At 38.2% G+C, this 25,826-nt stretch carries 27 protein-coding genes; 20 read left to right on the top strand and 7 right to left on the bottom strand.

Translation table 11 applies throughout. The features are described 5' to 3' along the window. Window positions 1–13: 13 nt before the first annotated feature. The 19 genes from IEX65_RS18245 (at window position 14) to IEX65_RS18335 (ending at window position 19,635) form a co-directional block, all read left to right on the top strand. The gene (locus IEX65_RS18245; protein ID WP_188767994.1) at window positions 14–1,720 is read left to right on the top strand and encodes an amidohydrolase; all 1,707 of its coding nucleotides are present in this window, start codon (window positions 14–16) and stop codon (window positions 1,718–1,720) included. Further along, window positions 1,720–2,883 (top strand): LLM class flavin-dependent oxidoreductase, encoded by a 1,164-nt coding sequence (locus tag IEX65_RS18250; RefSeq protein WP_188767997.1) that lies wholly within the window; start codon window positions 1,720–1,722, stop codon window positions 2,881–2,883. Before IEX65_RS18245 ends, IEX65_RS18250 begins: the two co-directional genes overlap by 1 nt. Window positions 2,884–2,894: 11 nt before the next feature. Further along, window positions 2,895–4,301, top strand: coding sequence for an APC family permease (locus IEX65_RS18255; protein WP_188767999.1), 1,407 nt, complete (start codon window positions 2,895–2,897; stop codon window positions 4,299–4,301). After that, the gene (locus tag IEX65_RS18260; RefSeq protein ID WP_374757859.1) at window positions 4,301–4,927 is read left to right on the top strand and encodes a c-type cytochrome; all 627 of its coding nucleotides are present in this window, start codon (window positions 4,301–4,303) and stop codon (window positions 4,925–4,927) included. Before IEX65_RS18255 ends, IEX65_RS18260 begins: the two co-directional genes overlap by 1 nt. Then, on the top strand, window positions 4,924–6,177 hold the full coding sequence (soxC, locus tag IEX65_RS18265; protein WP_188768001.1) for a sulfite dehydrogenase: 1,254 nt from the start codon (window positions 4,924–4,926) through the stop codon (window positions 6,175–6,177). The genes IEX65_RS18260 and soxC overlap by 4 nt, the downstream gene beginning before the upstream one ends. Beyond that, on the top strand, window positions 6,174–7,613 hold the full coding sequence (locus tag IEX65_RS18270; protein ID WP_188768003.1) for a phytoene desaturase family protein: 1,440 nt from the start codon (window positions 6,174–6,176) through the stop codon (window positions 7,611–7,613). The genes soxC and IEX65_RS18270 overlap by 4 nt, the downstream gene beginning before the upstream one ends. A gap of 13 nt (window positions 7,614–7,626) precedes the next feature. Next, window positions 7,627–8,487, top strand: a complete 861-nt coding sequence (locus IEX65_RS18275) for a cyanophycinase (protein WP_188768005.1) — start codon at window positions 7,627–7,629, stop codon at window positions 8,485–8,487. A 26-nt stretch (window positions 8,488–8,513) separates the two neighbouring features. Continuing rightward, the gene (locus IEX65_RS18280; RefSeq protein WP_188768006.1) at window positions 8,514–9,773 is read left to right on the top strand and encodes a YeiH family protein; all 1,260 of its coding nucleotides are present in this window, start codon (window positions 8,514–8,516) and stop codon (window positions 9,771–9,773) included. A gap of 68 nt (window positions 9,774–9,841) precedes the next feature. Beyond that, window positions 9,842–10,330 carry a nuclear transport factor 2 family protein gene (locus IEX65_RS18285; protein ID WP_188768007.1) on the top strand — a complete coding sequence of 163 codons (489 nt, stop codon included), beginning with the start codon at window positions 9,842–9,844 and terminating at the stop codon, window positions 10,328–10,330. Window positions 10,331–10,474: 144 nt separating this feature from the next. Beyond that, window positions 10,475–11,947 carry a tetratricopeptide repeat protein gene (locus tag IEX65_RS18290; RefSeq protein ID WP_188768008.1) on the top strand — a complete coding sequence of 491 codons (1,473 nt, stop codon included), beginning with the start codon at window positions 10,475–10,477 and terminating at the stop codon, window positions 11,945–11,947. Beyond that, window positions 11,944–12,723, top strand: a complete 780-nt coding sequence (locus IEX65_RS18295; RefSeq protein ID WP_188768009.1) for a DUF2490 domain-containing protein — start codon at window positions 11,944–11,946, stop codon at window positions 12,721–12,723. Before IEX65_RS18290 ends, IEX65_RS18295 begins: the two co-directional genes overlap by 4 nt. Continuing rightward, entirely contained in the window at window positions 12,720–13,220 is a 501-nt protein-coding gene (locus IEX65_RS18300) for a hypothetical protein (RefSeq protein ID WP_229250759.1), read from the top strand. The genes IEX65_RS18295 and IEX65_RS18300 overlap by 4 nt, the downstream gene beginning before the upstream one ends. Before the next feature lie 153 nt (window positions 13,221–13,373). Beyond that, a complete protein-coding gene (locus tag IEX65_RS18305) occupies window positions 13,374–13,805 on the top strand; it encodes an RrF2 family transcriptional regulator (RefSeq protein WP_188768010.1) in 432 nt (143 codons plus the stop codon). A gap of 156 nt (window positions 13,806–13,961) precedes the next feature. Further along, window positions 13,962–15,185, top strand: a complete 1,224-nt coding sequence (locus tag IEX65_RS18310; RefSeq protein ID WP_188768011.1) for a peroxiredoxin family protein — start codon at window positions 13,962–13,964, stop codon at window positions 15,183–15,185. 117 nt (window positions 15,186–15,302) lie between these two features. Then, window positions 15,303–15,740, top strand: a complete 438-nt coding sequence (locus IEX65_RS18315; RefSeq protein WP_188768012.1) for a DUF4395 domain-containing protein — start codon at window positions 15,303–15,305, stop codon at window positions 15,738–15,740. 77 nt (window positions 15,741–15,817) lie between these two features. Beyond that, window positions 15,818–16,648: a sterol desaturase family protein gene (locus IEX65_RS18320; RefSeq protein ID WP_188768013.1), complete on the top strand. Its 831-nt coding sequence runs from the start codon at window positions 15,818–15,820 to the stop codon at window positions 16,646–16,648. A gap of 105 nt (window positions 16,649–16,753) precedes the next feature. Beyond that, the gene (locus tag IEX65_RS18325; protein ID WP_188768015.1) at window positions 16,754–17,647 is read left to right on the top strand and encodes a sulfite exporter TauE/SafE family protein; all 894 of its coding nucleotides are present in this window, start codon (window positions 16,754–16,756) and stop codon (window positions 17,645–17,647) included. A gap of 90 nt (window positions 17,648–17,737) precedes the next feature. Continuing rightward, on the top strand, window positions 17,738–18,913 hold the full coding sequence (locus IEX65_RS18330; protein WP_188768017.1) for a chromate transporter: 1,176 nt from the start codon (window positions 17,738–17,740) through the stop codon (window positions 18,911–18,913). Beyond that, the gene (locus IEX65_RS18335; RefSeq protein ID WP_188768019.1) at window positions 18,910–19,635 is read left to right on the top strand and encodes a superoxide dismutase; all 726 of its coding nucleotides are present in this window, start codon (window positions 18,910–18,912) and stop codon (window positions 19,633–19,635) included. Before IEX65_RS18330 ends, IEX65_RS18335 begins: the two co-directional genes overlap by 4 nt. A gap of 65 nt (window positions 19,636–19,700) precedes the next feature. Here the strand turns inward: IEX65_RS18335 and IEX65_RS18340 are convergent, their stop codons facing one another. The 5 genes from IEX65_RS18340 to IEX65_RS18360 form a co-directional block, all read right to left on the bottom strand. After that, on the bottom strand, window positions 19,701–20,906 hold the full coding sequence (locus IEX65_RS18340; RefSeq protein WP_188768021.1) for an MFS transporter: 1,206 nt from the start codon (window positions 20,904–20,906) through the stop codon (window positions 19,701–19,703). A gap of 155 nt (window positions 20,907–21,061) precedes the next feature. Next, window positions 21,062–21,430 carry a VanZ family protein gene (locus IEX65_RS18345; RefSeq protein ID WP_188768023.1) on the bottom strand — a complete coding sequence of 123 codons (369 nt, stop codon included), beginning with the start codon at window positions 21,428–21,430 and terminating at the stop codon, window positions 21,062–21,064. Next, the gene (locus IEX65_RS18350) at window positions 21,390–22,811 is read right to left on the bottom strand and encodes a pyridoxal phosphate-dependent decarboxylase family protein (RefSeq protein WP_188768025.1); all 1,422 of its coding nucleotides are present in this window, start codon (window positions 22,809–22,811) and stop codon (window positions 21,390–21,392) included. The genes IEX65_RS18345 and IEX65_RS18350 overlap by 41 nt, the downstream gene beginning before the upstream one ends. A gap of 4 nt (window positions 22,812–22,815) precedes the next feature. Beyond that, window positions 22,816–23,562, bottom strand: a complete 747-nt coding sequence (locus IEX65_RS18355; protein ID WP_188768027.1) for a hypothetical protein — start codon at window positions 23,560–23,562, stop codon at window positions 22,816–22,818. 58 nt (window positions 23,563–23,620) lie between these two features. Continuing rightward, window positions 23,621–24,052 carry a GNAT family N-acetyltransferase gene (locus tag IEX65_RS18360; protein WP_188768029.1) on the bottom strand — a complete coding sequence of 144 codons (432 nt, stop codon included), beginning with the start codon at window positions 24,050–24,052 and terminating at the stop codon, window positions 23,621–23,623. Window positions 24,053–24,160: 108 nt separating this feature from the next. On the opposite strand from IEX65_RS18360, the gene IEX65_RS18365 reads away from it, so the two are divergent. Beyond that, window positions 24,161–25,042, top strand: coding sequence for a LysR family transcriptional regulator (locus IEX65_RS18365; protein WP_188768030.1), 882 nt, complete (start codon window positions 24,161–24,163; stop codon window positions 25,040–25,042). Window position 25,043: 1 nt separating this feature from the next. Here IEX65_RS18365 and IEX65_RS18370 read toward each other — a convergent pair whose 3' ends face one another. Then, window positions 25,044–25,322: a hypothetical protein gene (locus tag IEX65_RS18370; RefSeq protein WP_188768031.1), complete on the bottom strand. Its 279-nt coding sequence runs from the start codon at window positions 25,320–25,322 to the stop codon at window positions 25,044–25,046. A gap of 38 nt (window positions 25,323–25,360) precedes the next feature. Continuing rightward, on the bottom strand, window positions 25,361–25,801 hold the full coding sequence (locus IEX65_RS18375; protein ID WP_188768032.1) for a hypothetical protein: 441 nt from the start codon (window positions 25,799–25,801) through the stop codon (window positions 25,361–25,363). Between the last annotated feature and the right edge of the window lie 25 nt (window positions 25,802–25,826).

Consider the following 25,826-nt stretch of genomic DNA (forward strand, 5'->3'; position numbering starts at 1 on the left):
CAAATTATCTATCATGAAAAAAGTCCTCTTTTTAATATCATTATTTTGTGCAAAAACAGCCGTTTTTGCACAAAATACTACTTCTGCCGATAAGATTTTTATCAATGGAAAAATCATTACGGTTGATGCAAAAAACACCATAGCTCAGGCCGTTGCCGTACAAAATGGTAAAATTTTGGCGGTTGGAAACAACAAGCAAATCGAAAAACTAAAAGGTAAAAATACCCAAGTGGTAGATTTGGGTGGAAAAACTGTAACCCCAGGGTTTATTGACGGACACAGCCACTTTATGAGTTTCGGACGTGCGGGTTTGGCAAATCTCAATCCGCCGCCAGTAGGGTTGGTTCGCAAAATAGCTGATATAGTTGCCGAATTACAGAAGTTAAAAGCTCAAAAAGGTATCAAAGATGGAGAATGGATTCGTGGTTTTGGCTATGATTTCGACCAATTAGAAGAAAAACGTCACCCAAACAAATGGGATTTAGATGGAGCATTTCCGAATAATCCCGTAGTAATTACTCACGTATCTGGTCACATGTCGGTTGCCAACTCTTATGCCTTGAAACTCGGCAATGTTGATAGCAACACCAAAGACCCAGCAGGTGGAGTAATTGAAAGAAAAGAAGGCACGAATGAGCCGACGGGTTTATTACAAGAAAAAGCCGCTTATGTGATTCGTGGAGGTTTTGAAGCACCAGCCAAGAACATTGAAGACCAATTGGCACAATTGAAAGAACAACAACTTTACTACGCCAGTTTTGGCGTAACGACCGCCCAAGATGGTAGCACAAGTTTCGAGAATTTAAAATTGCTCAAAGAAGCATCAAAAAGAAATGAGCTTTTAATTGACATCGAAACTTTACCGTCTTATGCCATCATTGATAAAGTAATCGGCAACCCAGATTTTAAACATGGTGTGCTTGAAAACCACCTCAAACTCAATGGTTTCAAATTTATGTCAGATGGCTCACCGCAAGGGAAAACTGCTTTTTTCGGCAAGGCTTATCTGACCAAAGTTCCAGGCTGTAATGATTCACTCTGTCGTGGTTTTCCAGTGGTTACACAAGAACAATTCAACGAAGCCATCATCAAAGCATTCAAGAATAATATCCAACCGTACGCCCATTGCAATGGCGATGCAGCAATTGACATGTACATTACTGCCGTTGAAAATGCCAATAAAGTATTGGGAACGACAAGCTTAGGGCGTCGCCCCGTAGTGATTCACTCGCAATTTGTACGTCCTGACCAATTGGATAAATACAAAGAATTGGGCTTTTTACCATCATTGTTCAGTAATCATGCTTTTTTCTGGGGCGATGTACATGAGACCAATTTAGGTTATGACCGTGCTAAGTTTTTGAGTCCTCTCAAATCATCTATCAAGAAAGGTATCATTGCCACCAATCATACAGACTTTGGGGTAACACCAATCAATCAACTGTTTTTATTATGGACATCAGTTGAGCGTAAATCTCGTTCGGGTAAAGTTATTGGCCCAGAAGAACGCTTAACCCCACTCGAAGGCCTCAAAGCCATCACCATCAATGGTGCTTATGAGTACTTTGAAGAAAAAACGAAAGGCTCAATCGAGAAAGGTAAATTGGCAGATTTGGTAGTGCTTTCTGACGATATTCTGACGATTGAGCCTGCAAAAATCAAAGACGTAGAAGTTTTAGAAACCATAAAAGAGGGTACAACAATTTATAAAAAACAATAATGGCAATTCAAAACATCAAAACAGCCGACATCCGAACCACCCAGAGAGTCGCTGAAATATCATGGTTCAATGATATTATTGGTGGAGATACCGAGTATTTGGGCATTTTAGACAATTCTCGTAGAAGTAATTTTGAGCATTGTCGAGATATTACGCTCGAAGCAGAAAAACTCGGTTTTAGTAATATTTTATACCCAACCGCATACACAGTAGGGCAAGACGTTTGGACAATCACCTCAGCACTCGCACCGTTGACGGAGAAAATAACTTTTTTAGCAGCAGTTAGAACTGGCGAAGTTCATCCGCCCATGTTGGCAAGAGCAATTGCCTCGCTCGACCATGCTCTCAAAGGAAGATTGATTTTGAATATCATCAATTCTGATTTGCCAGGGACTCGTGAAAATCCTGATTATCGCTATCAACGATGCACCGAAGTAATCGAAATATTGAAACAAGGTTGGACACAAGACCGCATTCAGCACAAAGGAGAAATCTATCAGTTTGATATGCCCTCTGACCCTGTGAAGCCTTACCAAAATGGTGGACCACTCTTGTATTTTGGAGGAACTTCCGATGGTTCAAGAGAAGTTTGTGCCAAACATTGCGATGTATTTTTGATGTGGCCAGAATCTGAAGAAGCCATGTACGCAACCATGCAGGACATGACCGCAAGAGCAGTAAAATACGGTAGAAAAATTGATTTTGGACTCAGAATCCACGTAGTAGCTCGTGAAACACAAGAAGAAGCAAGGGCTTATGCTAAAAAGCTGATTTCAAAATTTGATGAACAACGTGCCGCCGAAATCCGTGCCAGAGGAGAAGATTCTCGTTCGCTGGGTGTAATTCGTCAAGATGAATTTAGAAAAACATCCGATGACGAAGGTTATGCCGAGGAAATTCTTTGGACGACCATCGGAAAAGTGTTTTCGGGGTGTGGCAGTGGCTTGGTGGGCAGTGCCGACCAAATTATTGCCAAACTCAATCGCTATATGGATATGGGTTTTCGAGCTTTTGTATTTTCAGGTTTCCCATTGATCGAAGAAGCAAACTATTTTGCCAAATTGGTTTTGCCTCATTTACCAAACGTTTCGATGCCAAGATTAAATAATCGAATTCCAAACGAAACACCTGTTACGCCTCTAACAACCGCCGAATTGGTTTAAAAATTACATATATGTCCGAAAAGGAATTTAAAAGAGAATTGGGCTTAATTGATGCCGCTTTGCTTGCCGCAAGCGGTATGATTGGCTCTGGAATATTTATAGTCAGTGCCGATGTCGCCCGCAATGTTGGTTCGGCTGGCTGGCTCATTGTGGTTTGGGTGATAGGTGGCTTTATGACCTTGACCGCTGCAGTAAGCTATGGCGAACTCAGCGGAATGTACCCAAAAGCAGGTGGGCAATATGTTTATTTGAAAGAAGCCTACGGACGTTTGGTGGCTTTTGTTTATGGTTGGAGTTTGTTTACTGTAATCCAAACAGGTACGATTGCTGCCGTTTGTGTATCATTTTTCAAGTTTTTGGCGTATTTCTTTCCAATATTCAGCGAAGATTTAGTGGCTTTCCGTATAGGCGAATCTTTCAAAGTTTCTCCTGCTCAATTATCATCTATTTTGTTGCTTTTTATCTTAACTTATCTCAACACCAAAGGCGTTAAACTTGGTAAAATTGTACAAAATATATTCACCAGTACCAAACTACTTTCTTTGTTAGGTTTGATTTTATTTGGATTCATTTACCTAAAACCCGAAATCTGGCAAGCCAACTGGTCGAATCCTTTTCATTTACAAAAACTCACCAAAACGGGCGAATTTATTCAATATGCTGACACCCCCGCTCTTTGGGGAGCAATCGCTTCGGCATTGGTCGGAACGGTTATCAGCTACGATGCTTGGAACAACGTAACGTTCGTGGCAGGTGAAATCAAAAATCCAAAACGTAATATTGGATTAAGTTTACTGCTCGGAACTGCCGTTGTTACTTTTATTTACGTAACACTCAATATCATGTTTACGGCGGTATTGCCCATCGAAGCACTCGGAACCCCCGAAAAAGACCGTGTGGGTATCGCAGCCGCCCAAGCCATTTTTGGAGCAAGTGGTACAGCTGTGATTGCTGTTTTGATTCTTATAGCTTCATTTGGCTGTGCCAACGGAATGATTCTGGCAGGTGCAAGGGTTTATTACAGCATGGCAAAAGATGGGCTTTTCTTCAAGAAAACTGGCGATTTAAACAAAAACTCCGTGCCAGAATATGCTCTATGGTTTCAGTTTGTGGTGGCAGTCATATTGAGTTTGAGTGGTCGCTATGGCGATTTATTGGACATGATTTCGTTTGTGGTTGTCATTTTTTACGTACTCACAATTGCCGCAATTTATATTTTACGTAAAAAAGAACCAACCCTCGACCGCCCATACAAAGCATGGGGTTATCCTGTGCTTCCTGCGATTTATATTGTTATGGGTTTGGCATTTTGTGTATTACTTATTATCTATAAACCCACCTACACTTGGCCAGGCTTAATCATTGCAGGTTTAGGCATTCCTGTATATTTTTTGACTACTCGAAATCAAAAACAATGATGAATAAACAAAGATATTTATTGGGTTTAGCTGCCCTACTTTTCTTTGGAATCGCTTTACAAGCTTGCTACCAAGCCATGAGTAAGGAATCTGAACCTTTGCAAAATCGACCAGTTCAGTCAAATGAACCGAAGGTTTTAGCTGATACCGTTCCCAGTTCATTCGGTTATGGCAGAAATGCCACCCAAGCCGAAATCGACCGATTGGATATTGACGTGCGGCCAGATGGCAAAGGTTTGCCCAAAGGTGAAGGAATTTCGGCCAAAGGAAAAGTCATTTTTGAGGAAAAATGCGTTGCTTGTCATGGAGCGGGGGGCATCGGTGGGCCAAACGGTTCTTTGGTTACGAACAAAACTCCCACTGACAAACGTCGAGAGAAAACAATCGGTAATTATTGGCCTTATGCCACAACGGTTTTTGATTACGTTCGGAGAGCCATGCCTTTCAACGAACCTGGTTCTTTGAGCAACGAGGAGGTTTATCACTTGACTGCCTATTTATTAAACGCCAACGGAATTATTGACGAAAAAGATGTAATTAATGCCCAAACATTACCCAAAGTAGAAATGCCCGCTAAAAATTTATTTGTACCCGATGACCGCAAAGGAGGTGCTGAAATCAGATGAAAATTGATAAAATCATAGAAATAACGCAACGTTTTCCAGAAAAACTCTCTCGTAGAAAATTGCTTGGTGGTGCGGCAACGGCAGCCGTCGCAATTGTGCAAACCGCCAAAGGTCAGACGATTCAAAAAGCTGTTCCTGAAAATGCAATTTATGAAGACCCAACCAAAAAATTGGGTACGCTCGCAGGTGAAATAGGTACACGTTCGCCATTTGTTAAATCAGTCAAAAAACCTTCGGATATTTCTTCGAGGTCGCCTTTGCAAGATTTTTATGGCATTATTACACCCTCTGACCTGCATTTTGAACGACATCATGCAGGCGTACCCGTCATTAACCCCAACAAACACGAATTAGTGATTCATGGTCTGGTAGAAAAGCCTTTGGTTTTTACCTTAGCCGATTTAAAACGCTTTCCCTCGGTTTCACGCATTGCTTTTATTGAATGTTCGGGGAATTTTAGAGGCGGAAAGGAAAACCTAACTCCCCAAGAAATATGTGGTTTAACGAGCCAAAGCGAGTGGACGGGCGTAAAACTTTCCACGCTTTTCAGAGAAGTTGGCGTAAAACCAAACGCTTCGTGGTTTTTAGCCGAAGGTGGAGATGCCGCCGTAATGACTCGTAGTATTCCTGTAAAAAAGGGTTGGGAAGATTCCATCATTGCTTATGCCCAAAATGGCGAGCCAATTCGCCCCGAACAAGGTTATCCTTTCAGACTATTTAACCCAGGTTGGGAAGGAAATACCAGCGTAAAATGGCTCAGAAGATTAGAGCTATCAGACACCCCTTATTATACTCGTGAAGAAACTTCTAAATATACTGAACCTATTAAAGATGGTAAGTTTCGCATTTTTAGCTTTGATATTGATGCTCGTTCTATCATTACTTTTCCGTCTTTCCCACAGCAGGTCGAAAAAGGTTGGATAGAAATTCGTGGTTTAGCGTGGTCAGGGCGTGGAAAAGTAGTAAAAGTAGAAGTAAGTACCGATGCGGGTAAAAATTGGCAAATTGCCCAACTAAACGACCCAATTCTCGATAAAGCTCACGTTCAGTTTCGTCATCTGTGGCAATGGAAAGGAGAAGAAACTGAAATATTAAGTCGAGTAACCGACGAAACGGGCTATACCCAACCAACGCTCAAACAACTTTTTGAGGCACGTGGCAACGACGGTGGCTATCACATGAACCCAATCACCGCATGGCAAATCAAAAAAGATGGAAAAGTGTTGTTCAAACCAGAAACCTTTAAATGATAGATAAACTGAAAACAGATTTTGATGCAATCGTAGTTGGTTCTGGACCAAATGGTTTGGCGGCCGCTATTACGCTCCAACAAAAAGGACTTTCGGTACTGATTGTTGAAGCAAAATCTACTATTGGCGGTGGGTTACGTACGGCAGAACTCACGTTGCCAGGTTTCAAACACGATATTTGTTCGGCCATTCATCCGTTGGCTTATGCTTCTCCGTTTTTCAAAACTTTGCCTTTGCACGACTTTGGCTTAGAATTTATTCAACCAAAAATCGCCGCCGCTCACCCTTTGGATGATGGTACAGCGGCTATTTTGACAAATTCACTAAAAGAGACAGCCAAAAGTCTGGGAATTGATAAAGAAAATTACCTTGATTTAATCGAACCTATTACCAAACAATGGGACGTTCTTTTACCCGAATTATTAGCTCCGCTTCATTTTCCAAAAGACCCGATTGGATTTGCTAAATTTGGTTTAAATGCTTTTAAGCCAGCCACTTGGCGAGCCAATAAATTCAAAACCAAGGAAGCAAAGGCACTTTGGGCGGGCATGGCCGCACATTCGATTCAGCCATTAAGTAACCTAACGACTTCTGCTATTGGCTTGGTTTTAACGGCTGCCGCCCACAAATCAGGTTGGCCGATTCCAAAGGGTGGGTCGCAGTCTTTAGCTAATGCTTTGGCTTATTATTTTATTTCTTTGGGTGGAAAAATCGAGACAAAGTTTCATGTAAAATCTCTGAAGCAACTACCTTCTACAAAAGCAGTTTTATTTGATATTACGCCTCGACAGCTTCTGCAAATTGCTGGACATCGTTTTTCAAGTATCTATCAATGGCAACTCGAAAAATACCGTTACGGAATGGGAGTTTTCAAAGTAGATTGGGCATTAGAGGGAGCTGTTCCGTTTACCTCCGAAAAAGCCCTTGAAGCAGGAACTTTGCATTTAGGAAATACTTTTGAAGAAATTGCGTCTGCAGAACTCGAAACCTCCAAAGGAAGACACCCCGAAAAACCATTTATATTATTGGCTCAACAAAGTGTTTTTGATAATACTCGCTCCCCCGAAGGAAAGCACGCTGTATGGGGATATTGCCATGTACCCAACGGTTCAAAAAAAGATATGACCGAAATCATCGAAAAGCAAGTAGAACGTTTTGCCCCAGGTTTTAGAGAACGTATTCTTGCCAAACATACCTTTAACACCGAGCAGTTGGAAGAATACAATCCCAACTATATTGGTGGTGATATTAATGGCGGAATCATAGATTTAAGACAGTTATTCACTCGCCCAGCTTTGCGATATTCACCATACAGAACTTCCGAAAAGGGATTGTATATTTGTTCATCATCAACTCCGCCAGGTGGTGGTGTGCATGGAATGTGTGGCTATCATGCCGCTCAACGTGCTTTGAAAGATATATTCTCTAAACATTAAACCTTCACGAGCAATGAAACAAATAACTACCCTAATTTTCCTGCTTTTAACTACATTATTTTCAGGTTTTGCACAACAAAAAGAGGAATTTATTGGCCCTGAAAAAGGCTCTTTGGTAATCGTAGGTGGCGGTAAAGTTCCTGCCGAAGTATGGGCAAAATTTATAGAATTGGCTGGAGGCGAAGGTGCAAACATTGTAGTAATTCCTACTGCTGCGGGCGATTCAAGCATCAAAGCCCGTAAGGAATTTTCAGCAGAAAAGGAGTTGTTGGAGAAATTTGGCGTTGCCAAAGTTACAGTTTTACACACCACTGACCCTAAAGAAGCCAATACCGAAGCATTCGTAAAACCACTCAAAACTGCAACGGCTGTTTGGTTTGTGGGTGGTCGTCAATGGCGTTTGGCTGACTCGTATCTCAACACCCAAACCCACAAAGAATTTCAAAATCTGCTAAATCGTGGTGGTGTAATTGGTGGAACTTCGGCAGGGGCTACCATTCAAGGTTCATTCTTGCACCGTGGCGATACCAAAGGCCCTAATATTTTAGAAGGCGACCACACTAAGGGCTTAGATTTTTTGCATAACACCGCCATTGACCAACATCTATTGGCCAGAAATCGCCAATTTGATTTAATTGAAATTATCAAAAAATACCCGAATTTATTGGGAATTGGTATCGATGAAAGTACGGCAATAGTAGTACAAAAGAATGATTTTCACGTCATTGGCAATTCTGTGGTGGCGATTTATGATGCAATAAATTTTTCTGGAACAAACAGAAATCCAACGGGAGATTCGGGCAATAATGGCTCTTTTTATTTTTTGTCTCGTGGTCAGAAGTTTGATTTGAAAAACCGAAAAATCATTAAGTAAAATTTTACCTAATAAAACTAAACCCTATGTCAAACAAAAAACAAACCCTTTCGCTCACCGAAGACTGGACGGTTGTCGTCTTTGGTTTTCTGATAATTGCACTCACACTTCTCGGATTGAAAATTCCAAATCCAGCTTTTGGATGGAAAGATACCTCCGAGTTATTTGAAAAAGTATTAACTATCAGCAATTTAACGAATGTTATTTTTGTATTTGTGATTGTTTATGCCGTTGCTATTTTGGCTACACTAACACTCGGCAAAAATGTAATCGCAACCGTAAAGGGCTTTCCGATTGTTTTTGTACTTACTTTTTTAGCCTTGATTCTCGCAGGAAATGCTTTTCTGAAAAACTGGAATCTCGAAGCGGTAATCTTTAGTTTATCTATCGGCCTGATAATCAGCAACTTTTTCACCGTTTCTGCTTGGCTCAAAGATTCACTTTCAACCGAGTTATTCGTTAAAATCGGCTTAGTTCTTTTGGGGACGAGTGTCATTTTTGGCGATATTCTTAAAGCAGGTTCATTGGGGTTGATTCAAGCATTATTAGTAGTGATTTCGGTCTGGTATTTTGCTTTTTGGGTGTCAAAAAAACTTGGAATCGACGAAGAATTGGCTATCATCATTTCAAGTGCGGTGTCAATTTGTGGTGTTTCGGCAGCTATCGCAACGGCAGGTGCTATCAAAGGCGATTCTAAAAAATTGTCGTATGTTATCTCAATCGTATTAATTACGGCCATTCCGATGATAATTTTCATGCCATTTATTGCTAAAGCATTGGGTTTGTCAGAAGCTGTAACTGGTGCGTGGCTTGGTGGAACGATTGACACAACTGGGGCCGTCATTGCTTCAGGAACGTTGGTAGGCGAAGAGGCCCTCAAAATCAGCACTATAGTCAAGTTTTCTCAAAATGTATTGCTGGGTTTGGCAGCTTTTGCGATTTCAATTTACTGGACATACACCAACAATCAGTCAGAAACAGTTAAAGAGTCAAAACCAACTTTAGGTGTGATTTGGGAGCGTTTCCCGAAGTTTGTGATTGGATTTATTGCCGCTTCTTTGCTGTTTTCATTCTTTGTTTCTTCCGAAACCATTGATAGCGTAAAAGGTGGACTAAAATCACTGCAAGGACTTTGGTTTGCTCTGGCTTTTACGAGCATCGGACTCGAAACCAAATTCTCTGATTTATTCAACAACGAAGGCAAAAAGCCACTTTACGCCTTTCTGATTGCTCAGCTTTTCAATATTATTATTACTTTGGTAATTGCTTATTTCCTTTTTAAATAATTTTATCCCCTCAACTGCCTCATAGTTGGCAGTTGGGGGGATAATAAATCTATCATTTGAATAAGAATATGAAAAAAATCATTGCAATAGCTTTCATGCTAACTTTCGCAGACAATCTTTTTGCCCAAGACCCGGTAACATCTGCCAAAGATGCGGAGGCTTTATTTACGAGTAAAAATAAGGAACTTCACAAAAACAAACAGGTAGTTTATCACATCATTCGAGAATTACTTGAGGCCAATCATTGGGAGCTTGCCGATAAGTATTTGACAGAAAGATACATCCAGCACAACCCTAATGCTGGTAATGGAAGAGAGGCAGTAGTGAAGTTTTTTACCGAAGTATTAAAGGTAAAAGCAACGCCTATTCCAGACAAAATAAAAACAAAAGTTGTGTCAGTAGTTGCCGAAGGAGATTTGGTAACTGTGGCTTTTGTTCGAGAATATAAAGACCCCAAAGACTCACAAAAAACATATACCACAACTTGGTTTGACCAATGGCGAATTTTAGACGGAAAAGCCGATGAGCATTGGGATGGAGCGTTGTTGATGAGATGATAATAACTTTCATTACGTTTAAAACTAACATTAGCAGTATAATATTTTACAATAAATATAAAGTCTATATAATTAGTAGGATAATATTTTATTTTTCATTTATTTTGCCTAAAATTAGAATAAATACATTTCTGTTGAGTTTTTATGGCTAAAAATCTGAAAATTATTATCCTATTACTTTTCCCTTTTCTAACCCAAGCTAATGATTTTGAACTAAGTCCCAATGTTCAAAAGGCGTATTCTGATGTATTTAATTTTAGAATAAATGCTTGTAGAGCAGCTTTGGCGAAAGAAAAAAAAGATAATCCATTCAGACTTTACCTTGAAAACTACATCGAATTTGTTGAGATTTTCAATAATGATGAAGAAACGTATTTCAAGAGAATTGCCGACAATGAAGACGAAAGACTTGATTTGATTGAAGATTTAGATGAAAACTCACCTTATAATCGTTTCCTACGTGCTGAAATAAAACTGCAATGGGCATTACTCAAAATTCGTTTCGGACACGAAGTAAAAGCCGCTTACAATATCATTCAGGCTGCTAAATTACTGGAAGAAAACCAAAAGCTATTTCCCAATTTCCTGCCAAATTATAAATCTCTGGGTAGTCTTCATATTGTTATTGGTTCAGTACCTGATAATTTCCGTTGGGCTTTAAAAATCTTAGGTCTGAAAGGAAACGTAAATCAAGGACTCACTGAACTCGACAAAGCCACTAAAGATAAAATTTGGGGAGCTGAGGCGGCCTACTGCTCACTATACATCCAGTCTTTTGTATTGAAATTTGACGAAAAAGATAATTCTTCATTACTCAGATTCATTGAAAATCAACCCGAAAATCCCAATGCTTCTTTTATTGCTGTGGCCATTTCGCTGCGAACCAACCGTGCCGAACAAGCTCAAAAAATCCTAAAAAAGTATCCAGTTGGCTCTGAATATCTCTATTGTCCAATCATGGAAATATATCGAGGGGATATTGCTTTGATGAAAGGCCAATTTCAAGCTGCTAACGCTTCATACAACGCCTATTTACGTAATTTCAAAGGCAAAGCGTTTCTGAAAGACGCCTATTTGAAGCTATTTTTTAGTAATTATTTGGCAGGTGATGATAAAAAATCGTTGACTTTTTTGACTAAAATTCCAGCGGTAGGAAGTTCAATTTCAGAAACTGATAAAGCTACCGAGAAGTTCTACGAAAACTATGCTAAAACACGTGTGTTACCCAATAAGGCTCTCTTACAAGCTCGTTTGGCATTAGATGGTGGATATAGTACACAAGCTCTTGATGCCATTCAAGATGTTGATGTAAAGCAGATTAGTCCAAAAGAACAAGCCGAGTATTATTTTCTTGGCGGAAAAGCATTCTATCGAACAGGGCAACCTGATAAAGCGATTACCTATTTCGAGAAATCTATTACTTTGAGCGAAAAACAAAATTGGCATTTTGGTGCGAGTTCGTCTCTGCAAATTGGCTATATTCTTCAAGCGAAAGGCCAAAAACAGCAGGCCAAAAATTATTTTGAGAAAGCCATTTCCTACAAAAATCACGAGTTTAAGAATACCATTGATAGCAAAGCCCGTGCTGCAATGACCGAAATGGGCTATTATCTATGATGAAAAAATACGTTTGGATATTTCTTACGCTAATTTGTTTTTTTGAAGCAAAAACACAAAAAACTTACCACCACAATGTGGTTTGGGGGAGGTTAGTTTTAACCGACACCCTGAGTAAAAATTTACGATGGGAATTGTATTTGCAGCATCGCCGACAAAACACTGAGCAAACTGATTTTGATGTACTTGCGGCCAATCAATTCACAAGTTATTGGCCTTGGTTGCATTATACAGTTTCTCCGAAAACCAAAATATCGTTATCACCTATCGGATATTTCAAAAGCTGGATTTTGATTACTCAACCAACTGACGTCGAAAAACCTGGCGTTCGTGAATGGCGGGTTTCAGCAAGAATTGATAATGAATCAAAGGGGAAATATTTCAATATCATCAATCGCTATGGTTTAGAATACCGAAATCGAGATTTATTGAATAATAATGTTTTTCAGCCAAACTGGCGAGTCAGATATATGCTTAGGCTTGAAAAACCATTTAAAATTAAAGGCTCGAAAAAGACCTTGACTGCCGTAGTCAACGATGAAATTTTCATTCAATTTGGCAAAGCAGTGCGTGGAAATCCTAATATTTTTGACCAAAATAGGCTTTATGCTGGCCTCAATTTTCCATTCACCAAAAACATAAAAGGGAGTTTGGGCTACGTATGGGGTATTCAAGCACGTAATTCGGGTAAAGAAATCGATTATTATAATTTTCTATGGGGCGTACTAACGTTCGATAATTTATTTAGCCAGTTCAACAAAAAAAGTAAATCATGAAAAAAACAATTACCTTCATTTTTGTCATCATCAGTTATTTATCACAAGCTCAAATGCCGCAAAATACTTATCCAAAAATTGCGGGTTACATGGGCATTTTGCATCCGCTTGTCACTTTTACAAACACCGAAACCACTACCAATTTTTCATCAAGTTATACGATTGGTTTTCCAACGGGAGTCAATATCCTGAAAAGCGACAAAATCGGTTTTAGTTTTGAGTTTGTGCCTATCATTCGCTCAGAAAAAGGAGTCAGTAAAGTAAATAACTTCTTATTTCACCCTGGGGTAATGTTTCGTTATCCGCATGGGCTTACGCTCGTCACTCGTGCTGCATTCGAAACCGGCGGACGCTACGGTTTTACTCCTGTTTTGAATAAAGTTGTAAAGAAAAATAAAAACAGTAACTATTTTGTGGCAGTGCCTTTACCCGTTCGTTTTGGCAACGACAAACCCGCTTCTTTTACCATTGGATTCCAATTTGGAGTCGGATTTTAAGTGTATTATTGAAGGTTCAATTTCATCAGACTGCCTTTTTGTGTTTCAGGAAGGCAGTTTTTTATTTTCAAATCAATAAATACTAAATCTAATATTTCATATTTTCGGTAAAACTTTGTTAATTCGCTCAGAAAGTACGAAAAATACCACAATATGATTTCCAAGAAAGCGAAATATGCTCTCAAAGCACTAAAGGTGCTTACTAAAAAATTTGAAGCAAACGAACCAACTTTAATAAGCGATATTGCTGTTGAAGAGAAAATTCCAAAGAAATTCTTGGAAGCCATCCTGCTCGAACTCCGTAACCAGGGCATACTCAAAAGCCAAAAAGGAAAGGGTGGGGGATACCTACTCCGTACACCACCAAATGAGGTTTCGGTTGCTAAAGTATTACGCATCATTGATGGGCCAATTGCTCCAACGCCTTGTGTATCAGTTAATTTCTACGGAAAATGTGATGACTGCGAAAGCGAAGAAACGTGCAGTATTCGCCCTATTATGCTAAAAATCAGAAATGCAAGCTTAGAAATTTACGAAAACACCTCTCTGCTTGATTTAGTGCTGAAAGATACTATTCCACTCTAAGAACCGCCCTTTCATGCTTTTCTTGGTGTCTAATTTCTGTTAAAAATCTTCTTTAAGCCATATTTTCTTCTAATTGAAAAAATATTTTATATAATCTACTAAATATATAGATTATATATTTTATATTTGTTTCTCAATAAACTAAAGAAGAAAATTATGAAAAAAATCATCCTTTCATTGGCATATTTAGTGGGTAGTTTTGCGGTAAATGCACAAACCAAACCACAAGTAGGTGTGTGGCGTGGTACTTTTGCAGTTGCGGGCGGCAACGAAGCTCCATTCAATTTTGAAATTACCAACAAAGACGTTTATCTGTTGAACGCTGAAGAACGTTTTGAACTTAAAAATTATACCATCAGAAAAGATTCAATCTTTATTCCAGTTGAGATATTTGATGCGGTTTTGGCAGCCAAAATCGAAAATAGCGGCAGTCTGAATGGTAAATTTATAAAGCTTGGCACGGCCACACCCGATGCGGGAATTCCGTTTAAAGCTGAAGCTGGCAAAGAATATCGTTTTTTTGAAAAACCACAAGAAGCCAAAGTAAGCTTACAAGGTACTTGGGATTTTCTGATTGGTACTTCTGGCAACAAAACCGTAGGGGTTTTCAATCAAACGGGCAGTAAACTTACTGGTACAATTTTAAGCACAACGGGCGACTATCGCTATTTTGAAGGTTCGGTAAAAGGCAATGAGTTTTTCTTATCAGCTTTCAGTGGGTCAAACCCTTCGTTAATAAAAGGGACTGTCAATGGCGATGAATTAACTGCCGAATTTATCGGTTTCCGAGGAAGCCAAGCAATCAAAGGAACTCGCAACGAAAAAGCAGCTTTACCTGATGCTTACACACTCACAACCTTGAAAGAAGGAGCTGACTTTAACTTTACCTTTCCAGACGCTTTTACAGGGAAACAAGTTTCATTGAAAGACCCAAAATACAAAGGTAAAGCTGTAATCGTAACGATTTTGGGTAGCTGGTGTCCGAACTGTATTGACGAGGCTTTATTTCTTTCGCCGTGGTATAAGGCCAACAAAAATCGTGGCGTTGAAATAATCGGTTTGGCTTTTGAACGTAAAAATGACCCTGCTTTTGCTAAAACAAGACTCGAAGCCCTTAAAAAACGCTTTGATATTCAGTATGATATTTTATTTGCGGGCTTAGCCGATAAGAAATTTGCATCGGCCGCTTTACCAGCACTGAGCGAAGTATTGTCTTTCCCGACCACAATCTATATTGATAAAGCAGGAAAAGTTCGTAAGATTCACACAGGCTATACCGGCCCAGCTACAGGCAAATACTACGAAGAATTTGTGAAAGAATTTAACGAAGATGTTAATGGCCTTTTGAAAGCCACTGGTGATAAATCGGCTAAGTTATAGTTGCATTTTCAATACTTACAAGGCACTTTGTCAAAAGTGCCTTGTAAGAAAGTATCCAGTTCGTTTTTTTGAACAATAAGTATATATAAAACATAGACTAAATAGATTAATTAAATTATGAGCTTTGAATTAGAATGCCCCGTTGATTTTAAGAAAGTCAATGAAAATAAAGTCCGATTGACGGCTTTGTGGGTTTTGGTACTGGGCGTGTTGGTATTTTTTACAAAATCGTGGCTTATCGCTGCATTTTTATTGATTGATTTTGCTCTTCGGGCATTCGATTTTGGGAAATATAGTTTGCTTAATTTACTGAGCGATTTCACGGTTACTACTTTTAAAATTTCTACAAAACCAATCGACCAAGCACCCAAGCTTTTTGCAGCTAAAATAGGGTTTGCTTTTTCAATAGCAATCTTGGCAACAATTCTGACTGATAATCTTACAGCGACTTTATACATCACTGCGGTATTGATATTTTTTGCATTTCTCGAATCGGCTTTGGGCTTTTGTGCTGGCTGTTATGTCTATACTTTTTATAAGAAAATTTTCAAATAAAACACTTATAATAAGTTCTTTAACTATCAAATACGATTCCCAAACTTTTGATTATTAACTATAAAATTTATTCCATTATGAAATTTACAGACAGCTTAATTTATTACGAGATTTTAGTTCTCTTGATTGTTTTCAGTATCGTAGAATTTATCACAGGCGTTTTTAAAAGTGGCAAATGGACAAAAAACGAATGGCACATTACTGTTGCTGGTTTGCTGATGTCGAGTGTAATTACACGCCCTGTTAGCTTTATTTTTTCAACTTTTATTCTTCAATATTTCTTTAAAGATTATGCCAATTACTTTGAATCAACGCCATTTTGGTTGGGCCTAATCATCGTGACAGTACTCGAAGATTTTACACAATATTGGTGGCATAGAGCCGCACATACGTACGAGTGGCTTTGGAAAGGACATCGAGTACATCATTCAGCCCCCGAAATGAGTGTTTTTCTTTCTGGAAGAAACTCATGGGTATATCTACTGATTTTTCCCTCAAGAATTGTATCAGCAACTTTGATATTCTTGGGTTTCGGACAAGCGTTTTTAGTGGGATATTTCCTGAAAATTCTTATCGGGATAGCAGCACATTCGCCTTTTGCTTGGGATAAACCTCTGTATAAAATTAAGTGGCTACATCCAATTATGTGGGTTGTGGAAAGAGTAATTTCGACTCCTGCTACGCATCATGCCCACCATGCTGCACATGATAAAGACGGGATAGGGGTTATCAATGGAAACTATGGTAATATGTTTTTCATTTGGGATGTATTATTCGGAACAGCTCACATTACTCGACAATTTCCTGAACAATATGGCTTGGAAGATTATTATGAAGAACCTTGGTATGTGCAGTTGGGATACCCAATTTTCAAGGCAAAAGACCAAAGAAGCGAGATGTCAAGGTAGGATTTGTATTTTTTTATAAAATAAATCTACTAAAATCATAGACTTTGTAGGTTTTGTTTTATCTTTGCATATCAATCATTTGTAAGACACTCTTAGCATTTAATTATGGAGGCCAAAAGCATTTCTATAAAACCACAATCATCAAAATTACTCTGGTATGCAATACCTGTTTTATTGTTGATTTCAACTGCAATTTATTTAATTCTTAATAGCAAGACAGCCATTTCACTCGATTCGGCACTGGCGGCTATCAATAACGATTTTTTCTTTTATTTGTTAGTTGGTTTAGCAGCTCAGTTGGTTGATGGCACCCTCGGAATGGCCTATGGAATCACTTCAACGTCATCTTTATTGGCTTTGGGTGTACCACCAGCGGTGAGTAGTGCGAGTGTTCACGTGGCAGAAATGTTCACCACAGGAGCATCGGCAATTTCACATTATCGTTTCGGAAATATCAACAAAAAACTTTTGAAAAGTTTGGTTATTCCTGGGGTTTTGGGGGCGGTTGCAGGGGCTTATTTATTGTCTGATTTGATTAATGGTGATTTTATTAAACCGTATATTTCAGCCTACATGATAATCTTAGGAATTGTGATTATCCGTAAGGCTTTGCAAAAGAATATCGTCAAGAAAAAAACTAAAAACATCAATATTTTGGCTGCTTTCGGTGGGTTCATCGACTCGATTGGAGGTGGAGGCTGGGGGCCAGTTGTAACTTCAACCCTTTTAGGGCAGGGCCGTGACCCACGCTATACGATTGGTTCGGTGAATGCTTCTGAATTTGCGGTTTCGTTTGCCAGTGGTATTACATTTATTATTTTTCAAGGAATTGATAACTGGCAAGTAGTTGCTGGATTAATAATTGGTGGGGTCATTGCATCGCCATTCGGAGCATTTTTGGTAAATAAAGTGAGACGTCGCCCATTGATGATTTTGGTTGGAACGGTAGTTATTTTATTGAGCCTTCGCACGATTCTAAAAGGATTTCATTTGATATAAGAACTAATTAAAATTTATGAGAAGAGTAGCTTAGGTAAAGATTGTTTACTTGTGCTACTCTTTTTTATTTATAATTAAAATAGGTAAAAAATGACTGAAAATAGACCTACTTACAATTTGTGGCAACTTGCCAATTATTTTCTTCGACTTGGCTCATTGGGTTTTGGTGGCCCCGTAGCCTTGGTAAGTTATATGCACCGAGATTTAGTCGAAAACCGCCAATGGATTTCGGAAGAAGAATATAAAGAAGGTTTGGCTTTGGCACAGTTAGCACCAGGGCCATTGGCTGCTCAGCTGGCTATTTATTTAGGCTATGTACATTACGGTATTCTTGGAGCAACAGTTACTGGACTTGTATTCGTGATTCCATCGTTTATCATGGTTCTACTACTCGGAATGGCCTACCAACTTTATGGCGGATTACCGTGGATGCAAGCCATTTTTTATGGAATTAGTGCCGCTGTTATAGGTATTATTGCCATTAGTTCTTATAAATTAACCATCAAATCTATCAGTAAAATTGAAGTAGATGCTATCAAAAAGAATTGGATATTGTGGATATTCTTTATCACGATGGCCATTTTTACGGCTGTTACTCAACGAGAGGATGTGATATTATTTATAGTACTTGGCTTTGGTTATATGGTAGTAAAAGCTCCGCCTCAGTGGCTAAAAAAGCAAAACACTGCATCGGTTTTGTTGCTTACAAATTTTGGTTTTTGGAGTTTTGAATGGTCGAAACTGACCGAAATTGCTTGGTTTTTTACGAAAGCAGGTGCGTTTGTTTTTGGCAGTGGACTGGCAATTGTTCCTTTTTTGCACGCAGGTGTTGTACAAGAATATGGCTGGCTTACCGAAAATCAATTTGTTGATGCAGTGGCGGTGGCCATGATAACGCCAGGCCCAGTTGTGATTACCGTTGCTTTTATCGGATATTTGGTGGCGGGTTTTTGGGGAGCTACTGTGGCAGCTTTGGCCACTTTTCTTCCTTGCTACTTATTTACTATTTTACCCGCTCCATATTTCAAAAAAATATCGAAAAATACCAGCATAAAGGCTTTTGTCGAAGGCATTACAGCCGCAGTAGTTGGGGCTTTGGTTGGGGCTGTTTTTGTAATTGCCACCCGAAGTATTATTGATATACCTACCATTTTAATAGCTATTGCGACTGGTTTATCATTAATTTACATAAAAAAACTACAAGAACCTCAGTTAATTTTAATTGCAGGTATTTTGGGTATTATTATAAAAAATTATCAATTATGACGAGGAACCAATTCTTGAGCAATACGGCACTATTGACGGGTGCAAGTCTTCTAAAGGGTAATGATGTTTTTAGTGCAACCTTGAATGAAGGAGGATTAGATGTATTAACCGATGAGTCAGGAAAGTTTATTCTTGGTTCACTGCCTTATTCTGATACATTCTTAGAGCCATTTATGCCAGCCGATGTACTGAAATTACACTATACTGCCCATCATGGAGGAGCAGTAAATACGGCTAATAAAGCAACAGATTTGATAAAAAAAGCTTTAGATTCGGGTAATTTTGAAGGCGTAGATTATTGGACAAAGAAACTATCATTACACCTTTCAAGCCATGTACTGCACACTATTTTTTGGACAAATATTACAAACAAGAAAACCGAACCCAAAGGGGAGTTACTCAAAAGAATCGAAAAAGATTTTGGCTCATTAGATAAAATGAAGGTTCAGTTACTTCACCATTCAAAAAACGTGGATGGCAATGGTTGGGGGCTTTTAGGTTTTCATCCTCAGAGCAATCGACTAATGATTTTAGAGGTAGAAAATCATGAAAAACTTACTGTTTGGGGTATTGTTCCATTAATGGTAATTGACGTTTGGGAACACGCTTATTATCTGAAATACAAAAATAAACGTGCCGATTTTGTAGATGAGTTATTTAACTATCTGAATTGGGATAATGCTGCCCAACGTTTAGATTTTGCATTGAAGATTACGAAGTAATGATTTTAGATTGACTAATAAGATTAAAATGGATTTGTAGGAATGATTGTAACATCATTCCTTTTTTATTCTACGAAATTTAAATCTTTACCATATTCTTCTTTAATTTTTGAAATACTCCAGATACCGATAGAAAAAACTATACAATCGAGTAGCAGAATACTATACAGGAAGTCGTTGAATAAAATGTTGATAATAGGTATTAACAAAGAAAATAAGAATACCGAAGCCCTACCAACGCCAAATACAAGGGTGGTGGCTAATGCTCTTTGATTTGTACCGAACTGTTCTACGGTAAGTGTCAACAATTCAAATTGATAAGATACGAAAATACCAAAAAAGAAATTAGTAATCAGAAAAATATGGTGAATGATAGGTTGGGCTAATAATACATAGCTAAATGAAAGTATGATTAGAGAAAACATACAAAAGGCTATTATTTTCTTCCGACTTTTAATTTTTCGAGCTAATATGCCAAGTAAGATAAAACCAATGCCAGCACCCAGCGAAAAAAACATTAGACTTTGTCCAGTAGTGATTTTTAATCCTTTAAAATAATTTACTCCAATAAAAATAGATGATGCTGTAATTAAGTAAGTTGGTAAAATACTCAGAATTAAGTAGTAGATTTTTCGGTCTTTTAGTAAAGCAAATATTTGGGTTTTCTTGGATATATTATTACTTGTTTTTAAGAATATATCAGACTCAAATGTAGAAAAACGGAAAAGCATGATGGCAAGACCTAAAAGCCCTCCGCAGGTATAAAGTGTACGCCAATGATAAGATTTTGCCAAAATACTTAATAGAAACATCCCCAGAAAGCCACAGGTAGCAATAAAAATAACACTTGAAGTGCGTTTCTCTTTGGGAAATATCTCGCAGACCAGTACCAATCCAATGCCTAATTCGGATGCTAATCCTAAACCGACAATGAATCTTAAAAACACAAATAAGTGATAGCTATGTACCACGCCACTTAATAAAGTACCGATTGAATAAGTAAATACTGAAATAAAGAGTATCGTCATTCGGCCTTTTTTATCAGCCATAGAACCAAATATCAACACTCCGAGAAAAATTCCGATGTGTTGAGCAATGAGTAAGCTACTATTGGCAATGGTCAATTGTTGTTCGTTAAAACCAAATTCGATGAATGGTTCTTTGTTGAAAACATAAGTAAGATTGACGCAAAAGACATTGGCAAAATAAGCCAAGCCAGCCGTTAATAAGGTTAGTTGTCGAGGTTGTAACCTCCATTTTTCCAGATTCACAGGTACAAGTATAGTTTGTTTAACGAGTGTTTATTATGCTGTTTTCTGGGCTATAGTTGTTAAGACTTTGTGAGGAAGATTATATATAGATTATGAAGAAAAGGGAATATTTTACAAAAATAATAAATTGTATGAATATACGTAGTTTATTTGACTTATAATGCAGTTTTTGGCAGAATTTTCTGAATGAGAAAATATATAACTAAACCAATGATTACACCAATGCTATCGGCCAAAGCATCGTACCAATCAAAACTGCGATGGAACGATTCAGGCAATGAGCCTTGCCAAAATTCGATAATAATTCCGTAGAGAATGCCAAAAAATAGTGTTTTTGAGCAGTTTTTAAAAGCAAATTGCCAGCAAAAAGCCCATCCTGCAAAGGCTACAAAATGAGCAGTTTTATCATTACCTTTTGGTAACTGTTCACTCGGCATTGTGCAGAGTACAAAAATGATTAGCGTAATTGCAAAAGCTAAATATTTATTTTCCAGAAATCTGATTACCAATTCTTTCAATTTCATCTAAAAGTGCGTTTAGGTCTGCTTCGGTCGTGAGCGGATTCATCAACGACACACGAAGATAAACGTTTTCTTTTAAAGTTGTCTGCACGATATAGAAATTGCCTTCTTGTAAAAGCTGCTTTCTGATGCTTGAGTTGAGGTCATTTAAGTTGCTGTCTAACGAGACTAATCTAAAACATACAATATTGCTTTCTGGCTCAATTGCTAATTCAAAGTTTTGTCTGGCTTTTACTAAATTGGCAAACTTTTCAGCCAGACCGTGTAAATACTCTACATTTTCGGTAAAAATCTGCTCGCCGTGAGCTTTCAAAATTGAATAGATTTTTAGGCTCATCATCAGTTTTGTACACTCAAACGTACGTTTTCCTGAATTAAACCAATCTTTTGAATGCTGATTTGCCCACAAATATTGTGCTTTTTGTTGGAAAGTCTTGAAAGCATCTTCATCTCGCTTGAAAATCAAAGCCGTTGCCAGTGCGGGAGTCATCAACATTTTGTGCCAATCAATTACCACCGAGTCGGCTTGTGCTATGCCTTTTACTTTATGTTTGTATTTTTCGGAGAAGATAACTGCTCCACCATGAGCTCCATCAACATGAAACCAGATTTGGTGTTTATGGGCAAAATGACCAATTTCTGCTAAATTATCATAACTCCCGGTGGAAGTTGAGCAGGCACTACCTACAATACAAATCACTCGAAAACCTTTTTCGGTAGCTTCGTTGTAGTATTTTTCTAATAAATCGGTTCGGATTTGTAACTTCTCGTTTGTCGAAACTTTTATGATTCCTTCGCTGCCCATCCCCATGATTCGGGCGGCACGGTCGATGCAATAGTGGGCTTCTTCCGAAACCATGACCGCCAACTTTTCACTTGTTCCTTCTTCCCAAACATCAGTTTTAGCGGCACGTGCAGCCAAAAGTGCTGTAAGATTTGCCAAAGTTCCGCCCGAAGTGAGTAATCCACTGGCATTTTCATCAAAGCCTATTTTGTTGGCCAATAATTCTGATAAAATTCTCTCCAAAGGATTCGACACTAAACCCATTTCATAAACCGCCATTCCATTATTGAGCAACCCCGAAAACATACTGGCTATCGCAGTAATTGGTAGTGGTGGCGTAACCTGATGCCCCATGTAACGTGGATGGTGCAAATGAGTGGATTTTTCGATGACATTCCTAAAAAAATCTTCAACATTTCCTGCACCTTGCTCATAATCTGTTTGCCAAAAAGCCAATGATTCGTCGGGTTCTTGGTATGGAATTACACTCGTAATTGTCTGATTTTGAGCAGATTCCAAATAATCAGCCAATAAATCGACTAAAGTATGGGCATTTTGGCGAAAAGAATCGGGCGAAAAAGCCTCTTGAAGATTTGTCATTTTTTTAGAAATCAAAATTTAAACCAATATTCCAATTAAAATCATTTTTGGGTCTTACAATCAATGGCTTAACTGCCTGCATCGAAATAGAAAAAGGGCAGTTTTTATACGAAAATACTGCAATTCCCGAAGCAAAAAGACCTTTGAATGGAATACTATTATCAATATAAAATAAGTTAGGTTTGAGTGCTAATTTTACCGAATTCGAGAGGCGTATTTTGCTAATATCGGCCGAAAGACTGTAAAAATAGCCATATTTTACGGCATCGATATCAATACCTTTCGTGTACCAGCACAATGCCTGAATACTCATATTTTCAGAAATTTTGTAACTTGTTGCTGCTTCAAACTCCAAATATTTATTGACTCTCTGAACCTCAAATGTCTGTAAATTTTCGGTAATATTGGTTCTTTTAAAAAACAAAGACCAGTTTATCCCCGTCCGAAAGGTGAATTTCTTGTGCGGCAACTGAAACCTCAACCAACTATTTGATACCCAAGGTTTGCCATCAATGCCATAATTTAAAGCGGGTGAAAACGAAAAATTACCTTTTTTGATAGAGAAACCTGTCATAAGGGCGGGGGTTCCGAGTGCAAATGCAGGTACTGGCGAAATACCGTTGTTGGTAAGTTGCACATTTCCTGAAAATTGAATCGGTGATTTTTGGGTTTGAATCGAATCCTTCTTATCTTCCGAAAAAGCCCTAAAAGTAATAAAACAAGTCAGAAAAGTAAATAATAGTAGTTTCATTTGTTTGTTGAGAAAGTGTAATAAGGCAATTGTAATTAGTTTGTTGATTTTACTACGCTTACCAATAGTAATAGAAATTTTCTTCACGTTTCCAGCCGAGGCTTTCGTAGAGTTTTTGAGCCTTAGTATTATCGGGAGTTGTTTCCAAAAGCAAGCCTTTATGGCCTAAATTTTTCACAAACTCTTGGGCAGTTTGTAAAATAGCTTTTCCAGTGCCTAAGTTTCGAGCATCGGCCTTTACGAATAAATCATTTAATATCCATTGGCGTTTCATCGAAACCGATGAAAATGCTGGGTAAAGCTGCGTGAAACCGACTGCCTGCCCATCTTTGAATGCCACAAAAATCACAGATTCGTTTTGTTGAATTCTCTCAGATAAAAATTTCTTAGCACCTTCTAAGTCAGCATCTTGACCATAATATTGGCGATAAGCGTCAAATAGCACAGCTACGTATTCAACGTGGTCGATTGTGGCTTGAAGAATTTCCATAACTGATAATTAATATTGCTTGGTGTTTTTCTTTTGCAAAACAATCATTTATTTTTGATAACAAAAAATACTTAATTTTGATTATTTGATGCCAAAAATGAATCAATAATGGATTTTAGAACGATTGAACACTTTTTGAAACTTTCGGAAACGCTAAATTTCAGAAAAGCCGCCGACGAAATTTACATCGCTCAACCCGCCCTCAGCCGACAAATAATGGCTTTGGAAGAAGAATTGGGCGTAGTTTTATTTGATAGAAATAAGCGAAATGTGGCTCTGACAACTGCTGGAGAATATTTTAAGGAAGAATGTGAGCGAATTTTAGAAGATTTTGAGCGAGTAAAACAGCGGACTTTTCAGATTCATAAAGGCGAAGGTGGCGAAATAAAAATAGCTCATTCGAGTTCGTCGATGCAGTTTTTATTGCCGAATATTTTGGCGAAAATTCAAGCCGAAATGCCTTTAATGAAAACAAATCTGAATGAAACAACCAATATTTATGGCATCAATGCCTTAATCAATCGGACAATTGATGTAGCATTTGGTCCAAATATGATTGTGCCAAAAGAACTAAATACTCGCACGATTTATGTCGAAAACTTTGTAATCCTTTTGCCACAGAACCATCGGTTAGACGAAAATAATTTTGAATCGCTGGCACAATTGGCGGATGAAAATTTCATTTTACCCCCACGAAACGAAAGTTCGGGTTATGTTGAAAGCCTCGAAGCCCTGTGTCAATCGTATGGTTTTATCCCGAAGGTGGCCTATCAATCGGGCAATTCAAACACGGTGTTGCGATTGGTTGAAGCGGGTCTTGGAATTTCAATTGAGCCAAAATCAGCATTGAGCGGACAAAATATGAATGTGAAGTTTATAGAGCTAAACAACATTTCTTTGAAAGCCTCAATGCTAATGCTTTGGCTGCGTGGCAGAGAGAAAGAGCTAAAGCCTTTCTTTGAGATTGTTGATAAGGTAATGGGAAGTTGATTTACTTAGCTTTTTCAATACCTGTAAAAACAAATTTATTTCCCTTGACTACATAAACAATATTTTTGTTTGAAACCTTTCCATCTTCGGCCACTATTGCAACATATAGCTTTTTAGCTTTGGGGTCAAAGTGGATTAAATCTAATTCTCGGTTAGTGTATTGTACACTTGCATTATCATAGTCAAAATCAATACGACCCGTTTGTTGTGATTTTGAAACGAATAAATCATCAACGGGTTTTAATTTATTTCCTTGAATAATAAATGCTTCGATGCTCATAGCATGGTCACGAGAAGAGCCAATTCCGAGAGTCTTGATTAGGTAGTAGTTTGTTTTTCCAAGTTTAACGCTATTAATATCATAATGAAGGTTGGCGTTATTATCTTCGCTGGGGTCGTACGTAAAACTTTATTGTTGGACTTTAATTGAATAATTGTTGAAAATATTTGAGCACTACCGCCTGTTTGTACATTTATTGAATAGACCCTTAAAAGCTTATCTTCAGAAGTAGAAATAGTGATACATTCATCCATTTTTTTCAATGGAAAATTAATTGTTTCGGGGTGAGTTTTAATGAATTTTCCCGTTTTAGAAAGAAACTTCGACATGAGGTTCGCTCGTTTGTCAAAGTCAAGGTTAATGTCGCCTGCTTTCCAATATTCTTTGCAGAAACTATTCTCAAAATCTTTGATTTCTTTCGGCTGTGCGAAAAGAGGAGAAGTAAAAAATATGAATGCTAAGAGACGAAAAAAAATCATAATTAATTAGCTTTTGAAAAACGCT

The organism is Emticicia aquatilis (assembly GCF_014644295.1).
GTDB classification, from domain to species: Bacteria; Bacteroidota; Bacteroidia; order Cytophagales; family Spirosomataceae; genus Emticicia; species Emticicia aquatilis.

Coding starts and splice junctions, on each gene's coding strand:
- IEX65_RS18245 (WP_188767994.1), top strand. CDS start 14: ATGAAAAAAGTCCTCTTTTTAATATCATTATTTTGTGCAAAAACAGCC.
- IEX65_RS18250 (WP_188767997.1), top strand. CDS start 1,720: ATGGCAATTCAAAACATCAAAACAGCCGACATCCGAACCACCCAGAGA.
- IEX65_RS18255 (WP_188767999.1), top strand. CDS start 2,895: ATGTCCGAAAAGGAATTTAAAAGAGAATTGGGCTTAATTGATGCCGCT.
- IEX65_RS18260 (WP_374757859.1), top strand. CDS start 4,301: ATGAATAAACAAAGATATTTATTGGGTTTAGCTGCCCTACTTTTCTTT.
- soxC (WP_188768001.1), top strand. CDS start 4,924: ATGAAAATTGATAAAATCATAGAAATAACGCAACGTTTTCCAGAAAAA.
- IEX65_RS18270 (WP_188768003.1), top strand. CDS start 6,174: ATGATAGATAAACTGAAAACAGATTTTGATGCAATCGTAGTTGGTTCT.
- IEX65_RS18275 (WP_188768005.1), top strand. CDS start 7,627: ATGAAACAAATAACTACCCTAATTTTCCTGCTTTTAACTACATTATTT.
- IEX65_RS18280 (WP_188768006.1), top strand. CDS start 8,514: ATGTCAAACAAAAAACAAACCCTTTCGCTCACCGAAGACTGGACGGTT.
- IEX65_RS18285 (WP_188768007.1), top strand. CDS start 9,842: ATGAAAAAAATCATTGCAATAGCTTTCATGCTAACTTTCGCAGACAAT.
- IEX65_RS18290 (WP_188768008.1), top strand. CDS start 10,475: ATGGCTAAAAATCTGAAAATTATTATCCTATTACTTTTCCCTTTTCTA.
- IEX65_RS18295 (WP_188768009.1), top strand. CDS start 11,944: ATGATGAAAAAATACGTTTGGATATTTCTTACGCTAATTTGTTTTTTT.
- IEX65_RS18300 (WP_229250759.1), top strand. CDS start 12,720: ATGAAAAAAACAATTACCTTCATTTTTGTCATCATCAGTTATTTATCA.
- IEX65_RS18305 (WP_188768010.1), top strand. CDS start 13,374: ATGATTTCCAAGAAAGCGAAATATGCTCTCAAAGCACTAAAGGTGCTT.
- IEX65_RS18310 (WP_188768011.1), top strand. CDS start 13,962: ATGAAAAAAATCATCCTTTCATTGGCATATTTAGTGGGTAGTTTTGCG.
- IEX65_RS18315 (WP_188768012.1), top strand. CDS start 15,303: ATGAGCTTTGAATTAGAATGCCCCGTTGATTTTAAGAAAGTCAATGAA.
- IEX65_RS18320 (WP_188768013.1), top strand. CDS start 15,818: ATGAAATTTACAGACAGCTTAATTTATTACGAGATTTTAGTTCTCTTG.
- IEX65_RS18325 (WP_188768015.1), top strand. CDS start 16,754: ATGGAGGCCAAAAGCATTTCTATAAAACCACAATCATCAAAATTACTC.
- IEX65_RS18330 (WP_188768017.1), top strand. CDS start 17,738: ATGACTGAAAATAGACCTACTTACAATTTGTGGCAACTTGCCAATTAT.
- IEX65_RS18335 (WP_188768019.1), top strand. CDS start 18,910: ATGACGAGGAACCAATTCTTGAGCAATACGGCACTATTGACGGGTGCA.
- IEX65_RS18345 (WP_188768023.1), bottom strand. CDS start 21,430: ATGAAATTGAAAGAATTGGTAATCAGATTTCTGGAAAATAAATATTTA.
- IEX65_RS18350 (WP_188768025.1), bottom strand. CDS start 22,811: ATGACAAATCTTCAAGAGGCTTTTTCGCCCGATTCTTTTCGCCAAAAT.
- IEX65_RS18355 (WP_188768027.1), bottom strand. CDS start 23,562: ATGAAACTACTATTATTTACTTTTCTGACTTGTTTTATTACTTTTAGG.
- IEX65_RS18360 (WP_188768029.1), bottom strand. CDS start 24,052: ATGGAAATTCTTCAAGCCACAATCGACCACGTTGAATACGTAGCTGTG.
- IEX65_RS18365 (WP_188768030.1), top strand. CDS start 24,161: ATGGATTTTAGAACGATTGAACACTTTTTGAAACTTTCGGAAACGCTA.
- IEX65_RS18370 (WP_188768031.1), bottom strand. CDS start 25,322: ATGAGCATCGAAGCATTTATTATTCAAGGAAATAAATTAAAACCCGTT.
- IEX65_RS18375 (WP_188768032.1), bottom strand. CDS start 25,801: ATGATTTTTTTTCGTCTCTTAGCATTCATATTTTTTACTTCTCCTCTT.